Raw genomic sequence first — 15,184 nt, 5'->3', positions numbered from 1 at the left:
CGCGGAGCACGACGAAGACTGAGGACGGCCCCGCAGCATCCGCGCGATCCCCGGCCAGAGCCGGCGCCCCTCCGGAGGCGCCCTTCGACAGGAGACACCGATGACCGACGCCCCCACCCCCGCCGACGCCCTCCGCCGCCGCACCGTGCTGGCCGGCGCCTGGGCCGCTCCCGTGGTCGGAGCCGCACTCGCCTCCCCCGGCGCCGCGGCCTCGACCACCGAGATCACCGGGACGATCGTCTTCACCCCCCGCCAGTACCGCGGGACCCGCGTCGGCGACCGGGTCGAGTTCCCGCCGCTGACCGGCACCGTCACCATCTCGCGCGGTCCGATGCCCTCGAAGGCCTTCGTGAACTTCTCGGACCCGAACGAGCGCGTCGACCTCCGCCGCGACGCGGGCCGGTTCACCCCGGTCGACCCGGTGACCGGCCGCTTCTCCTTCGACGGCGTCTACAACGCGATCGTCGACGGAGAGAACCCGTTCGGCTTCGCCTACGCCGGCATCGCGGAGGAGGACGCCGACGGCGCGATCTTCGGCTACGACGTCGCCGAGCTCGACGGCTGAGCCGTCCGGGGCGGCCGACCCGTCAGCGCGCGGCCGTCGGCTCGGCGTCGCGCACCGGGTTGCGGATGCCGAGCAGCGAGACCAGCCCGCCGAGGAAGAGCAGCACGGCGGTCGCGATCGCTGCGCGGCGGAAGCCCTCGGCGTCCAGGCTGTCGCCGACGATCAGGGAGGTGGCGGCGATCGCGACCAGCCCGGCGATCCGCGAGACCGCGTTGTTGATGGCGGAGCCGACTCCGCTGTGCCGGCTGTCGACCGCGCCGAGGATGGTCGAGGTCAGCGGGGCGACGGTGATCGCGAGGCCCAGTCCGAAGAGCAGGATGCCCGGCAGCAGCTGGCTGGCGTAGTCCGCCGGCGGGCGCACTCCGGCCAGCAGCAGGAAGCCCACGCCGGCGACCAGTGGGCCGACGCCCATGAAGAGCCGCGGCCCGAATCGCGCCGTCAGCGAGCCGGCGACCTGCGAGAGCAGCAGCAGCAGGATCGTCGGCGGCAGCGTGGCGAGGCCGGCGAGCGTGGCCGAGAAGCCGAGCCCCTGCTGCAGGTAGAGACCCAGGGCGAAGAAGCCGAACGAGAGCGCCCCGTAGACGAACGCCGTCGAGACGTTGCCGACCGTGAAGTTGCGCGAGGCGAACAGCGAGAGCGGCAGCATCGGGTTCGGCGTCCGCCGCTCCCAGAGCACGAAGGCGACCAGGGCGGCCAGACCGCCGATCAGGGCCACGAGCACCAGCGGGTTCCCGAAGCCGAGCCGCTCCTGCTCGATCAGCGCGAAGACCGGCCCGCCGAGGCCGATCACGCCGAGCACCGCACCGACGCCGTCGATCGGCACGCGGGTGCCGGAGTCGACGTGGCCGAGCCGGCGCAGGAGCAGCAGCGTCACCGCGATCGGGAGGATGTTGAGGGCGAAGACGTAGCGCCAGGAGCCGGCGTCCACGAGCAGCCCGCCGATCACCGGGCCCGCGATCGTCGCCGTGCCCGTCCATGCGGTCCACGCGCCGATGGTCTTCGCCTGCGCGGCGCCGTGGACGGTCGCGATGATCAGCGCGAGCGAGCTGGGCACGAGGATCGCCCCGGCGGCGCCCTGGAGCATCCGCGCGACGATCAGCACCTCCGCCGTCGGAGCGAGCGCGCAGAGCAGCGAGGTGACGCCGAAGCCGATCAGGCCGATCGTCATGCTGCGGGCGCGCCCGATCCGGTCGGCCAGCGAGCCGGCGACCAGGATCAGCGCGCCGAGGGTGATCAGGTAGCCGTCCACCACCCACTGCTGCACGGCGAGCCCGCCGCCGAGCTCGCGGGTGATCGCGGGCAGTGCCACGTTGACGACGGTGCCGTCGAGGAACGCCACGAAGGAGGCGAGGATCGCGACCACGAGGACCGCGCGCGGGCGGCTCGTCGCGGTGCCTGCGGAGGTGCTCATCGCTGCTGCCGGCTCATCCGCTCACCGTACTCCGAGCCGACGCGGCGCAGCGCGGCACCGCCGGTACAGACTCGTCGCCTACTCTCGTAGCCATGTCTGCGCAAGGAACCGCCCGCAGCGGCGTGCTCGCCCGCGTCCTCGGTGTCGTCGGAGCGAGCCTGGCCGGAGGGCTGCTGATCACCGTCGGCGTCACTCCCGCCCTCGCCGTCACCGGGCTCGCCGCCAACAACCCGATCGGCCTCTTCGAGACCGTGCCCGAGTACCTCGAGCTGGGCCAGCTGGCGCAGAAGACCGAGATCTACGCGAAGAACGCCGACGGGACCGACGGTCTCCTCGCCTCCTTCTACGCGCAGAACCGCGAGGAGGTGGCCTTCGACCAGGTCAGCCAGTTCGTGAAGGACGCGGCCGTCTCGACCGAGGATCCGCGCTTCTACGAGCACGGCGGCGTGGACCTGCAGGGCACGATCCGCGCGGTGCTGAGCAACGTGGTCGGCGGCGATCTGCAGGGCGGGTCCTCGATCACGCAGCAGTACGTCAAGAACGTCCTCGTGCAGAAGGCCGAGGCGCTCAGCGACACCGACGCCGCCGCCTCGCAGGCCGCCTACGACGAGGCCACGGCCACCACGCCGGCGCGCAAGCTCAAGGAGATGAAGCTCGCCGTCGACCTCGAGAAGAAGTACAGCAAGGACGACATCCTGCTCGGCTACCTCAACATCGCCGGCTTCGGCGGGCAGGTCTACGGGATCCAGGCCGCGGCCGAGTACTACTTCTCCAGCACCGCGGCGACGCTCACGCTCGCCCAGGCCGCGAGCCTGATCGCGACGGTGAACAACCCCAACGGCCTCCGGATCGACCAGCCGGAGAACATCCCCGAGAACAAGGTCCGGCGCGACTACGTCCTGGACCGGATGCTCGAGGAGGGGAAGATCTCCCAGGCCGACCACGACGCGGCGGTGGCCGAGGAGGTCGTCCCGGCGATCAAGGAGACGCCCACGGGCTGCCAGCAGGCCGGCAACGCCGCCTTCTTCTGCGACTACGTGACCCGGGTGATCCAGAACGACCCCGCCTTCGGCGACGACGAGAACACCCGCTTCGCCAACTTCCAGCGCGGCGGCTACAAGATCTACACGACGCTCGACCGCGAGCTCCAGGACGTCGCGACGGCGGCGACGAACGCCGCGGTGCCGAAGGTGCCCACGAACGACGTCAACATCGGCAGCTCGACCGTCTCGATGGAGGTGGGCACGGGCCGCGTCCTGGCGATGGTGCAGAACAAGGACTACGACGCCGCCGGCTCCGTGAACGGAGCGAACTTCTCGGCGATCAACTTCAACACCGATACGGCCTACGGCGGTTCCGCCGGCTTCCAGGTGGGGTCGACCTACAAGGTCTTCACCCTCGCGCAGTGGCTCGCCAACGGGCACACGCTCTATGAGACGGTGAACGGCCGCGAGCGCGGCTTCTCCGGTTTCACGGCGAGCTGCGACCCGAACGGCGGCGAGGACCTCTCCTATCCCGCGGTCGGCAACGACGACAACGAGAACGGCACCTACAGCGTCCTCGAGGGCACGATGCGCTCGATCAACACCGTCTTCGTCTCCATGGCGCAGCAGCTCGATCTCTGCGCGATCCGCGACCAGGCGGTCGCCTTCGGAGTGAAGGCCGCGGACGGTGGCGTGATCGACTACAAGCCGTCCTCGATCCTCGGCTCCGACACCCTGATCTCGCCGATCTCGATGGTCACCGCCTTCGCCGGATTCGCGAACAACGGCTCCGCCTGCTCGGCCATCGCGATCGACTCCATCACGGATGCGACCGGAGTCGGCGTGCAGCCGCCGACGTCGACCTGCAACCAGGCACTCTCGCCCGAGCTGACCGCCGTGGCGAACTACGCGCTCCAGCGCGTCGTCACGTCCGGTACGGCCGCCCAGTCGGATCCCGATGACGGGATCGAGCACATCGGCAAGACCGGAACCACCGACAACGCCGAATCCACCTGGATCGACGGCGCGAGCTCTCGCGTCGCGACCGTTGTCTGGGTCGGCAACATCGACGGCCACGTCTCGATGCGCGAGGTGCGCTTCCCGAACTCGGACCTGGAGTCGCGGCCCTACGCATCGAACATCCGCCACTACATCTGGAACAGGGTGATGACGGCCGCCGACGAGAAGTACGGCGGAGACGACTTCGCCGAGCCGAGCAGCGCGCTGCTGAACGGCCGGCAGATCGCCGTGCCGAACGTCGCCGGGCAGTCCGTCGACGACGCGACGGAGGTGCTCGAGGACCTCGGCTTCGACGTCGAGGAGGGCGCCACCGTCGACGCCGCGACGCCCGCCGGGACCGTCGCCGGCACCGACCCGGGCGCAGGGACGACGATCGCCCGCTACTCCAGCATCACGCTGCTGGTGAGCAACGGCGCCCTGGTGCCCGCTCCCGCGACCCAGGCGCCCGCTCCGACGGCGACCACGGCTCCGACCGCGACGGCCGAGCCCACCGCGGAGCCGACCGCGACTCCGACTCCGCTGCCGACCGCGACGCCCACCGTCACCCCGACGGCGGAGGTCGACCAGTGAGCGGCTTCGATCCCGGCTTCCTCGGCGCCCCGCTGGCGGCGCCCCGTCCGTCCGGCGACCGCGTGGTGCGGCAGCTGCCGTACACGCACTTCGAGGTGCTCCTCGACCCGGAGCGCCGGCTCGCGCTCTCGACCGCGGTGAACATCGACGGCGCGCGGCTGCTCGACCTCGGCCGCGGCGACGACTGGCACCTCGACGAGCGCGTGCCCGCGAGCGAGCAGACCGGGCCGGAGGTGTACGCGCGGAACGACTTCGACCGCGGCCACCTCGTCCGCCGCCGCGACCCCGTCTGGGGCGAGCCGGCCGAGGCGCGCGCCGGCAACGTGGACAGCTTCTGCTACACGAACGCGGCGCCGCAGGCGAGCGGCTTCAACCAGTCCAAGGAGCTGTGGCTCGGCCTCGAGGACCTCGTCCTCGAGTACGCGCAGGCGAACCGCGCCCGGATCGACGTCTTCACCGGCCCGGTGCTGGCCGAGGGCGACCCGGTCTACCGCGGCATCGGCGTCCCGCTGCGCTTCTGGAAGATCGCGGCCTGGAGCCCCGACGGCACGACCCTCGCGGCGAGCGCGTACCTGCTCGACCAGACCGCGCTGGTGCGGCGGATCGTCTACGGGGAGGACCGCGAGGGCCTCGCCCCGCTCGGCGCCTACCGGACTTTCCAGGTCCCGGTGTCGAGCCTGGCCGGGCCGACGGGTCTCGACCTCGACGCCCTCGCCGCCGTCGACGTCCTCGGCGCGGCCGGAGCGCGGGCGGAGCCGCCGCGCGAGCTGCTCACGGCCGAGGACGTGGCGCGCGGTCTCACCGCCCGCTGAGCCGCACGCCGAGCCGCCGAGCGGTCCAGGATGGGGGCATGACCTCCCCCGTCCTCGTCGAGATCGACGACTCCGGCACTCCCCTGCTCCGCGATCCCGGGGCCGGCCTCGTCCGCGTCGACGAGCCGGGCTATCTGCGCGGCGACGGCGTCTTCGAGACGCTGGCCGTGATTTGCGGCCGAGCCCGCGGGCAGGACGAGCACCTGGCGCGCCTCGCGGCCTCCGCCGCGGCCGTCGGGCTCGGGATCCCGTCCGCCGAGGCGTGGTCCGCGGCGATCGCCCTCGCGGTCGGCGAGCACGACGCGGTCGAGGACCTCAGCATCCGGCTGGTCGCGGGCTACCGGGACGCCACGACGGCGCGGGCGACGGTCCGCGCGGAGCCGACCGCCGACTCCTCGGAGCTGCGTGACGGGGGCGTCGCCGTCGCCGTGCTCGACCGCGGCTACCCGCACGGGGTGCAGGAGGAGGCCCCCTGGCTGCTCGGCGGCGTCAAGACGACCTCCGGCGCCGTCACCCGCGCCGCGCTGCGCGAGGCGAAGCGGCGGGGCGCGGACGACGTGGTCTGGCGCACGAGCGACGGCCTCCTGCTCGAGGGCGCGACCTCGAGTCTCGTCCTGCTCGCGGACGGGGTGCTCGTGACGCCCGCCGCCGGCGCGGGGATCCTCGACGGGACGACGGTGGCGAGAGTGCTGGCGATCGGCGAGGGGCGCGGCCTCTCCTCCGCGCGGCGGGACCTGCCGGTCGCGGCGCTGGCCGGCGCCGACGCGGCCTGGCTGGTGTCGAGCACCCGGCGCGCTGTACCGATCCGCACGGTGGACGGACAGCCGCTCGCCGTGGACCGCGCGCTGACGGCGGCGTTCGAGCAGGGGCTGCTCGCCGACTGACGTGTTCCGGGCGCTCAGGCCGCGTCGGCGAGCTCGCGCGCCGTCCAGGCGCCCACACCGACCGACTCCGCATGGCGCAGGTCGTCGACGGTGTCGACGTCCAGCCGCAGCGTCGAGGACTCGGGCAGGTCGAGCACGCGGTAGCCGGCAGCGACGTGCTTCTCGCGCGAGTCGAGGCCGAAGGCCGGCTCCGGGCCGGTCCCGCCGGGCAGGAGCAGCGCGGTCGTGCCGCTGCCGGCGCGGTCGCCGACCATCGCCGGGGTGTCGCCGGCGGCGGCGAGCGCGGCGTCGAGATCCGCGGCGGTGAGCGCTGGCAGGTCGGCGGTCAGCGCGATCACGGGCGAACCGGGGCGGTGGTCCTGCGCCGCCGCGATGCCCGCGGCGACGGCGGGATTGAGCTGCCCGGGATCGCCGACGACGTGCAGGCCGGGGTGCTCGAGCGCGGCCCGCTCCACCGCGGACATGTCCGAGGTGACGAGGACGACGGCGCCCACGGACTCCGCCGCGCCGACCGCGGCCAGGGTGTCGAGGAGGAACGCCTCGGCGAGGGCGGAGCGCGCGACGAGCTCGAGGCGGGTCTTGGAGGTGCCGCGGCCCCGGTAGACGACGACGGCGGTCCAGGCGCCGCTCACGACGCGACCCGCCCGGCCGCTGCCGCGAGCCCGGCCGCGTGGCCCTCGGCGTAGCCCTCCGCGTGCGCCTCGTCGGCGCCGACGCGGAACATGTCGTCCGGCCCGGTGCGGGTCAGCGTGCGGGCGCCCGGTGCGTCGAGGCCGCTGACGAAGCGGTCGAGGCCGCGGACGACGGCGACGGGGTGCCCGGTCGCCTTGCCCTTCACGAGGTCGCCGAGCGCGGCGATCTCGTCGGCGACCGCGGGCATGGTCACCGCGAGCGTCCGGCCGAGCGCGTCGACGGCGCCGCGCAGATCGTCGATCACCAGCAGTCCGGCCGCGCCGATCGCCGCGTCGGTCTGGCCGACCCGCCAGGCACGGCCGAGCGTGTCGCTCACGACGACGCCGACCCGGGCGCCGAGCCGCTCGCGCAGACCGGCGCAGAGCGCGCGGGCCGAGGCGTCCGGATCCTCGGGCAGCAGCAGGACGGTGCCCTCGGCGACGTTGCTGGAGTCGACCCCCGCCGCCGCCTGGACGATGCCGAGGCGGTTCTCCACGATCCGGGTGACCCCGTGCGCGTGCGCGCGGGTGGCGACGACACGGACGGTCTCGGCGGTGATGGCGTCCTCGCGGTCGTCGGCCGCGACGACCCTGCCCTCGGCCTTCGAGACCACCTTGCTGGTCACCACGAGGACGTCGCCGTCGACCGGACGGTCGGGTTCGGGAGCGGCCGCGACCGCCGCGAGGATCAGCTCGAGCAGGTCGTCCCCCGGGACCACCTCGGGGATCCCCTCGAGGACCCAGGCCGCCACGCGCATCGCACTCATCCCGCCATTGTCCCAGGCGCCGGAGACGCGGAGCGCACGCCCCCGGGGCGCTTGCGGCCCGGGCCCGGAACGTGCGAGCGGACGGTCAGGAGGCGAGGTACGCCGCGACGGCCGGCGGCACGTAGGGCGAGACGTCGCCGCCCAGCCCCGACACCTGGCGCACCAGCGAGGAGGAGACGTGGGCGTGCGCGGGGTCCGGCAGCAGGAAGACGGTCTCGACGTGCGCGAGGTTGCGGTTCACGATCGCCATCGGCGTCTCGTAGGCCACGTCGACCTGCGAGCGGATGCCCTTCACCAGGATGCTCGCGCCGACGTCGGTGCAGTAGTCGACGAGCAGTCCCATGCTCCAGGAGGCGACGACGATCGACCCCTCGATGCCGGCCTCGGCGATCGACTGCTCGATCAGCGCGACGCGCTGCGCGATCGGCAGCAGCGCGGTCTTGGACGGGTTGTGCACGACGACGACGTGCAGCTCGTCGACGAGGCGCGCGGCGCGCTCGATGACGTCGAGATGCCCGAGGGTGACGGGGTCGAACGAGCCGGGGACGACGGCGATGCGGGCCATGCCTCCAGCGTATCGGGCGCCCCGGCGGGCCTACCCGGACCCGACCACCCCGTCGGGGGTCAGCTCTTGCCGAGGAACTCGCGGTCGCGCTCCTGCACGCGCCGCTCGAGGGCGGCGCGCAGGCGGTCGTGCGTGGCGAGCACCGGGTCGGTCTCGAGCAGCCGCTCGGCCAGCACCCGCGCCTCGAGGATCATCCAGGAGTCCTGCACCACGCGCAGCAGGCGGAGGGAGGAGCGCCCACCCGACTGCGAATCGCCCAGCACGTCGCCCTCGCGGCGCAGCTCGAGGTCGGCCTCGGCCAGCTCGAAGCCGTCGAGGGTCGCCGCGACGGTCTCGACCCGCTCGCGCGCGGTCGTGCCGGCCTCGGCCGCGGTGACGAAGAGGCAGACGCCGGGCACCCCGCCGCGCCCGATCCGGCCGCGGAGCTGGTGGAGCTGCGAGACGCCGAACCGCTCCGCGTCCAGGACGATCATCATCGACGCGTTCGGCACGTCGACGCCGACCTCGATGACAGTCGTCGAGACGAGGACGTCGATCTCGCCGGCCGCGAAGGCCCGCATGACGGCGTCCTTCTCCTCCGCCGTCATCCGGCCGTGCAGGGCTGCCGAGCGCCGCTTCCCGAGCAGGGCGTGCCCGCGGACGCCCTCGATCGTCTCCGACACCGTCGACAGCGGGGTGGCCGCGGGCTCGTCCTCGCCGGCGAGCGGACCCTCCGCCGCCTCCCCCGGCTCGATCGCCGGGCAGACGAGGTAGACCTGGTGGCCCTTGCGGATCTCCTCCTCGGCCCGCTCCCAGGCCCGGGCGATCCAGGCGGGGTGATCGGCCAGCGGCACCACGTGGCTGGTGATGCCCGGCCGGCCGGCCGGCAGCTCGCGGATCGTCGAGACGTCCAGGTCGCCGAAGACGGTCATCGCGACCGTCCGCGGGATGGGCGTCGCGGTCAGCACGAGCACGTGCGGCGGCTGCGCCCCCTTCCGCCGGAGCGCGTCGCGCTGGTCGACGCCGAAGCGGTGCTGCTCGTCGATCACCACCAGACCGAGGTCGTAGAACGAGACCTTGTCACCGAGCAGGGCGTGCGTGCCGACCACGATCTTCGCGGTGCCCGAGACGATCCGCAGCAGGGCCGCGCGCCGGGCCGCGGCGCCGAGGCCGCCGGTCAGGAGGGTCGGCGAGAGCTCCGACGCCAGCTCGGGCCCGAGGGTGCGCACGATCGAGCGCAGGTGCTGGCCGGCGAGCACCTCGGTGGGCGCGAGCAGCGCGGACTGCCCGCCGCTCTCGGCCGTCGCGAGCATGGCCCGCAGCGCGACCAGGGTCTTGCCCGAGCCGACCTCGCCCTGCACGAGCCGCGACATCGGCGACTCGGCCGCGAGGTCGCCGGCGATCTCCCGGCCGACCGTCCTCTGGTCGTCGGTCAGCGTGAACGGCAGCGCGGCGTCGAAGCGCTCGAGCAGACCGCCGGGCTCGGCGACCCGCCTGGTCCCCGGTGTCGAGCGGGCCGCCGCTCGCCGCTCGAGCAGGGCCAGCTGCAGCAGGAACGCCTCGTGGAAGCGCAGGGTGTCCCGCGCCGGGATCTCCTCGCCCTCGCGCTGCGGCCGGTGGATCAGCTCGAGCGCGGCGCCGAGGTCGAGCAGCTTGCGGTTCGCGCGCACCTCGGCGGGGATCGGGTCCTGCACGTACTTCAGGTCGTCGAGCACCACGTCGATCGCCGCCTGCAGCTGCCAGCTCGCGATCGTGCTGGTCGCGGGGTAGATCGGGATCGGCCGCTCGGTCCAGTCCTTCGTGAGCGCCGACTTCGCGATCGGGCCGTGCGCCGTGACCTCCTCGTCCTCGAAGAGGCGGTAGTCCGGATGCGTCAGCTGCTTGGTGTCGCGGAACATCGAGACGGTCCCGGCGAAGATGCCGCGCACGCCGCGGCGCAGCTGCGCGGCGCGCCAGGGCTGGCCGAAGAACGTCAGCGAGAGGATGCCGGTGCCGTCCGAGATGATCACCTCGAGCAGTCCCCCGCGACGGTTCTTCATCTCGCGCGAGCGCACCTCGCGGACCTCGGCGACGATCGTCACGTTCTCGCCCACCGGCAGCCGCGACACGTCGGTCAGCTCGCCGCGCTTGGCGTAGCGGCGCGGGTAGTGGCCGAGGAGCTCGCCGACCGTGCGGTAGCCGAACGCCTTCTCGATCGGCTTGGCCGTGCGCGGGCCGATCAGCGGCGCGAGCGAGGCGTCGAGGGGGTCCGGGATCACCCGACGATCATAGGTCGGACCTCGGACGCCGGGTCCGCGCGAGGCCCGGGAGGACCGATCGCGGCGCGACAGCGGCGCTCAGGCGGCGGCCGGTGCCGACGGAGGAGCGCAGTCCGGCGACCACCGTCGTCGCCGCGCGCCAGCCCGCGGACTGCTCCGCGAGCACCGGCGCGTAGCGGACGCGCTCGACCCCCTGCCGGAGCTCCCGCAGCGCCGAGCGGGCGCCCTCGTCCTCGTCAAGGGCATCGGCGATCAGAGCCTCCTGGGCTCGCGGCGACTCGCCGTCCTCGACCGGGACACCGAGGTCGCGCGCGCTCGCCACCAGCTCGGCCCAGGCCGGCTCGAGCGAGCCGTCGGCCGCCCGGCGCCGGCGCACGGCGCGCTGGACGACGCGCAGGAGCCACGGCACGAGCAGCAGCAGGACCAGCAGCGACCAGAGCGTGACGACCGGGGCGGTGGACGTCGTGGAGCCGCCGAGGGCCCCGGGCGTCGCCGTCGCGGTCGACGCCGTGGGCGTCGGCGTCGCCGTCTCGCCGGGCTCCGCGCCGGGCGCGGCACTCGCGGCGGCTCCGGGGGTCGTCGACGGGGCGGAGGTCGTCGCGCTCGGCAGCGTGTACGAGGCCGGGGCGCCGCGGCTCGGCGTCGGCTCGAACGGCAGCCAGCCGACGCCCTCGAAGTACAGCTCCGGCCAGGCGTGCAGGTCGGACGACTGCACGCGGTAGCTGGTCAGCTCGGTGCCCGCCGAGGGCACGACCGAGCCGGGCTGGTAGCCGATGGCGAGCCGGGAGGGGATGCCGAGCTCCCGCGCCATCACGGCCATCGCCGAGGCGAAGTGCACGCAGTAGCCCTCGCGGACCTCGAGGAAGGAGGCGAGCACGCCGACGCCGTCGCCGTCGTAGCCCTCCTCGGCGGGGGTGTCCTCGGAGTAGCGGAACTCGGACGAGCGGAAGAAGGTCTGCAGCGCGCGGGCCCGGTCGTAGGCGGTGACCTCGTCCGCGGTGACCTCCGTCGCCGTGCTGCGGACGATCTCCGGCACGTCCTCCGGGAGCGAGAGGTAGCGCTCGAAGCCGGTGGGCACCGGAGCGTCGAGGAGCTGCTGCGGATCGGGCTCGAGGCGCAGCGCCTGCACCTGGTACTCGTCGCCCGCGCGGGTGGTGGCGTCGCCGCGGATCGAGCCGTCCTGCACGTCCTGCAGCCAGCCGTCGCCGACCCCGCTGAGCTCGGAGACCGGGTAGGGAACCGGCAGCCAGCGGCTGCGGAGGGTCTCGACCGAGACGTCGACCTCCTCGGTCTCGCGCGGAACGGTCTCGCCGAGACCGGCGGGAGCGATCGGAGCGGCGATGTCCGCGGTCTCCTCGGTGTCGCTCGGCGCCCAGTCCTCGCCCTCGAAGTCCGAGACGGTGAGCACGCGGAGGTAGACCGGGAGGTCGGAGTCGGTCGAGTAGCGCAGCACCGTCACCGGGTTGGGCCGGCGGAGGTCGGCGCCGAGGGCGACGACCGGGTCGATCGAGCCGTTGAAGAGCGTGCCCGAGACCCCGGACGGAGTGGAGACGCGGGTGAAGCCGCCCGCGGAGCCGGCGACGAGCCCCGCGGCGATCACGACGACCCCGGCCATCGCGATCGACGGCACGGCGGCGCCGAGCGAGCCCCCGCGCGGCGCACGGCGCTCGGGACGCGCGCTGACCGCGAGGATCCCGAGGTAGACCAGCGCCGTGAGCAGCAGGCTCGGCCAGGAGACGTCGGCCGGGTCGATGATCGCCGGCACCGCCAGCAGGGTGGCGGGGAAGAGACCGGCGAGCGCGGGCAGCCGCACCGAGAAGGCGAAGAGGTCGGCGGCCCAGGCCAGCACGACGACACCGCCGACGAGGAGGAAGGCGATGCCGTTGTCGGCGACCGCCGGCAGGCCCTGCTCGGCGATCGAGGTGAAGCCGGCCTGGGCGAGTGTCTGCGCGTCGGCGATCGCTCCCGGCGTCGGGACGAGGAACAGCAGCGCCCGCCCGGGCACGAACATCGCGGTGAGCACGCCGACGGCGGCCAGGGTGCCGAGGATCGGCGGGACGACCGGGTGAGCGCGGACGGCGCGCGCGGCGGCCGGGACGGCGAGGACGACGCCGACCGCGACGGCCAGCTGGACGAGCCAGCCGATCCCCTCGAGCAGACGGCCGATGCCGGAGGACGCGGTGACGAGCGAGAGCCAGAGCAGGACGGAGAGCAGGACCGAGCCCGAGCGGGCGTCGCGCCCGCGGCGGCTCACGCGACCACCCGGAGCGCGAGGGCCTGCGCCCACGCCTCCTCGACGGCGGTGCGCGGAGTGACCGGGACGGGGTACCAGCCCAGGGAGGCCAGCGCGGCCTCCTCCTCGGGCGTGCCGCCGACGAGGAAGGCGACGGCCGGGCGCGCGTGGGCGGCGAGGGAGGCGAGAGCGGCGAGGTCCTCCTCGTGCAGTCGGGAGAGGACGGCGAAGACCGGGCGGCTGCCGCCCGCATCGCGCATCTCGGCGGCGATGCGGCCGACCGCCTCGACCGACTCGGCGGCGGCGGCGAGCTCGGCCAGGCGCAGCAGCACGTCGTGCGCGGCCTCGCGCTCGTCCTCGGAGCGGACGGGCTGGTCGGGCGCGCCGGTCTCGATCAGGTGCGTCTCGAAGCCGCGCTCGAGCAGGTGCACCGCGAGCGAGGCGGTCATCGAGACCGCCCACTCCAGGCGGTCGTCGCCGCCGCGCTCGTCGAGGATGCGCGCGGCCCGCGTCTCCAGCAGGATCCAGGCGTGCGGGTCGGTGTTCTGCTCGTCCTGGCGGACCTTGAGCTCGCCCGAGCGGGCGCTGGCCCGCCAGTGCACGCGGCGCATGGCGTCGCCGGGCCGGTAGTCGCGCGGGATCACGTCGTCGGTCCCGGCCCCGGCGGTCGCGTGGGCGACCGGGCTGGAGCCGCCGGCGCCGTGGGCGTCGAGCACGTCGCTCTGCAGCGGGACGGCCCGCGGAGTGACCACGAAGGGCTGCGCCGCGCCGGCGATCGTCTCGCGCACGGCCAGGCCGAAGAGGTCGCCGCGGAGGAGCCGCAGCGGGCCGATGCGGTGGATGCCGCGCCGCCCCGCGGGGAGGCGGTAGCGGGCGCGGACCCGGCTCGAGCCGCTCCCCCGCTGCGCGACCGCCGGCAGGGTGAAGGCGCCGCGGGCGACGGTGCGCCCGGAGACGAGACCGCGCTCGACGCGGTCGAGCCGATCCTCCGCCCGGGCACCGGCCCGCAGCGCCGCGCCGCGGTTGTCGAGGACGACGTCGACGTCGACCACGTCGCCGACCGCGACGACCTGCGGGGCGAAGCGCCGCTGCACCTGCAGCACGGGCGTCACGGCGAGCAGCGCGAGGACGGCGGCGACGGGCAGGCCGAGGAGGACGATCCCCACGAAGAGCAGCTCGCGGAACTCGATGACCGGCGCGACGACGATCCCGAGCGCGCCGAGCACGACCAGTGCCCAGCCGCGCAGGGTGAGCGCGACCCCCCGGACGGCCGGGAGCGCGCCGATGCGCCGAGCCGGCCGCTCCGCACCGCGCCGCTGGGGCTCACGGGACCGGGGTGCGCCGGCGCGGGGACCGCGCGGCTCAGTCGGCACGGCCGCTGAACGGGACGGGGGTGGCGGCGACGATGCGCTGGACGATCTCGGTGACGGAGTGCGAGGCGCCGGTGCCGGAGCGGCCGGGGAGCCGGGTCGCCGGCAGCAGGCGGTGGCCGAGCACCGGCACCGCGAGCACGTCGATGTCGTCCGGGACGACGAAGTCGCGGTCGTTGATCGCGGCGAGCGCCTTCGCCGCGGCGATCAGCTGCAGGGTCGCGCGCGGGCTGCCGCCGAGGCGCAGCTCGGGATCGATGCGGGTCGCCTGCATGATCGCCACCACGTACTCCTGCACCGGCGGGGCGACGTAGATCGACTGGACGTAGTCCATCATCCGAGCGAGCTGGTCGTGGCCGACCACCTGGCGCAGCTCCTCCAGCGGGCTCGCGGCGTCGCGGGTGCGGATCATCTCGAGCTCGGCGCGCTCGTCGGGGTAGCCGAGCGAGAGCCGCGCCATGAAGCGGTCGCGCTGCGCCTCGGGAAGGCTGTAGGTGCCCTCCATCTCGACCGGGTTCTGCGTCGCCACCACGGCGAACGGCCGCGGCAGGATGTGCGTCACGCCGTCGACCGAGACCTGGCGCTCCTCCATGCACTCCAGCAGCGCCGACTGGGTCTTGGGCGAGGCGCGATTGATCTCGTCGCCGATCACCACGTTCGCGAACACCGGACCCGGCTTGAACTCGAAGTCGCGGGTGGCCTGGTTGAAGACCGAGACGCCTGTGACGTCGGAGGGCAGGAGGTCCGGGGTGAACTGGATCCGCGAGACGGTGCCGCCGACGGAGGCCGCCAGCGACTTCGCCAGCACGGTCTTGCCGGTGCCGGGGACGTCCTCCATCAGCAGGTGGCCGCCCGCCAGGAACACGGTCAGGGCCATCGAGACCTCGGCGTCCTTGCCGTCGATCACGCTGCACAGGTTCTTCAGGATCGCGGCGCAGTGGGCGCTGAACTCCTCGCGGGTCATCGCCGACCCGGGAGCCGCACCGCGGTCCGATGCGGTGCCGACTGCGGAGCGGGTCTCATCGAGGGACGTCATAACTGGTGATTCTCGCAGTGCGAACCGGAAAACGGCTCAGGCTTCCGGGGGGCTCCCAGC

The 15,184-nt window shown here is 74.0% G+C and carries 12 protein-coding genes; 4 read left to right on the top strand and 8 right to left on the bottom strand.

The window, feature by feature from the left end; translation table 11 throughout:
- The first annotated feature begins 100 nt into the window (after window positions 1-100).
- The gene (locus EDF17_RS05710) at window positions 101-565 is read left to right on the top strand and encodes a hypothetical protein (protein WP_123445584.1); all 465 of its coding nucleotides are present in this window, start codon (window positions 101-103) and stop codon (window positions 563-565) included.
- Window positions 566-587: 22 nt separating this feature from the next.
- On the opposite strand, the gene EDF17_RS05705 is transcribed toward EDF17_RS05710, so the two are convergent.
- Window positions 588-1,976: a DHA2 family efflux MFS transporter permease subunit gene (locus EDF17_RS05705; RefSeq protein ID WP_123445583.1), complete on the bottom strand. Its 1,389-nt coding sequence runs from the start codon at window positions 1,974-1,976 to the stop codon at window positions 588-590.
- A 92-nt stretch (window positions 1,977-2,068) separates the two neighbouring features.
- On the opposite strand from EDF17_RS05705, the gene EDF17_RS05700 reads away from it, so the two are divergent.
- From EDF17_RS05700 to EDF17_RS05690, 3 genes are read left to right on the top strand one after another with little or no spacing between them, the layout of a single operon-like run.
- Window positions 2,069-4,549, top strand: a complete 2,481-nt coding sequence (locus EDF17_RS05700) for a transglycosylase domain-containing protein (protein WP_123445582.1) — start codon at window positions 2,069-2,071, stop codon at window positions 4,547-4,549.
- The gene (locus EDF17_RS05695) at window positions 4,546-5,361 is read left to right on the top strand and encodes a DNA/RNA non-specific endonuclease (RefSeq protein WP_123445581.1); all 816 of its coding nucleotides are present in this window, start codon (window positions 4,546-4,548) and stop codon (window positions 5,359-5,361) included. The genes EDF17_RS05700 and EDF17_RS05695 overlap by 4 nt, the downstream gene beginning before the upstream one ends.
- Window positions 5,362-5,399: 38 nt before the next feature.
- On the top strand, window positions 5,400-6,245 hold the full coding sequence (locus EDF17_RS05690; protein WP_123445580.1) for an aminotransferase class IV: 846 nt from the start codon (window positions 5,400-5,402) through the stop codon (window positions 6,243-6,245).
- A 14-nt stretch (window positions 6,246-6,259) separates the two neighbouring features.
- Here the strand turns inward: EDF17_RS05690 and cofC are convergent, their stop codons facing one another.
- From cofC to EDF17_RS05655, 7 genes are all read right to left on the bottom strand, one after another.
- Window positions 6,260-6,877 carry a 2-phospho-L-lactate guanylyltransferase gene (gene cofC / locus EDF17_RS05685; RefSeq protein WP_123445579.1) on the bottom strand — a complete coding sequence of 206 codons (618 nt, stop codon included), beginning with the start codon at window positions 6,875-6,877 and terminating at the stop codon, window positions 6,260-6,262.
- Window positions 6,874-7,674: a coenzyme F420-0:L-glutamate ligase gene (cofE, locus tag EDF17_RS05680; protein ID WP_123445578.1), complete on the bottom strand. Its 801-nt coding sequence runs from the start codon at window positions 7,672-7,674 to the stop codon at window positions 6,874-6,876. The genes cofC and cofE overlap by 4 nt, the downstream gene beginning before the upstream one ends.
- 94 nt (window positions 7,675-7,768) lie before the next feature.
- Entirely contained in the window at window positions 7,769-8,248 is a 480-nt protein-coding gene (coaD, locus tag EDF17_RS05675) for a pantetheine-phosphate adenylyltransferase (RefSeq protein ID WP_123445577.1), read from the bottom strand.
- 59 nt (window positions 8,249-8,307) lie between these two features.
- Window positions 8,308-10,485: an ATP-dependent DNA helicase RecG gene (locus EDF17_RS05670; protein ID WP_243732796.1), complete on the bottom strand. Its 2,178-nt coding sequence runs from the start codon at window positions 10,483-10,485 to the stop codon at window positions 8,308-8,310.
- A 7-nt stretch (window positions 10,486-10,492) separates the two neighbouring features.
- Window positions 10,493-12,739, bottom strand: coding sequence for a DUF3488 and transglutaminase-like domain-containing protein (locus EDF17_RS05665; RefSeq protein WP_123445576.1), 2,247 nt, complete (start codon window positions 12,737-12,739; stop codon window positions 10,493-10,495).
- Window positions 12,736-14,091: a DUF58 domain-containing protein gene (locus tag EDF17_RS05660; protein WP_123445575.1), complete on the bottom strand. Its 1,356-nt coding sequence runs from the start codon at window positions 14,089-14,091 to the stop codon at window positions 12,736-12,738. The genes EDF17_RS05665 and EDF17_RS05660 overlap by 4 nt, the downstream gene beginning before the upstream one ends.
- The gene (locus EDF17_RS05655) at window positions 14,081-15,052 is read right to left on the bottom strand and encodes a MoxR family ATPase (protein ID WP_208110582.1); all 972 of its coding nucleotides are present in this window, start codon (window positions 15,050-15,052) and stop codon (window positions 14,081-14,083) included. Before EDF17_RS05655 ends, EDF17_RS05660 begins: the two co-directional genes overlap by 11 nt.
- Window positions 15,053-15,184 lie beyond the last annotated feature (132 nt).

The sequence above is a fragment of the Rathayibacter sp. PhB1 genome, assembly GCF_004362935.1.
In the GTDB taxonomy this organism is placed as follows: domain Bacteria; phylum Actinomycetota; class Actinomycetes; order Actinomycetales; family Microbacteriaceae; genus Rathayibacter; species Rathayibacter festucae.
The sequence above is the reverse complement of the archived record's forward strand: the minus strand, read 5'-3'. Positions and strand labels throughout refer to the sequence as shown.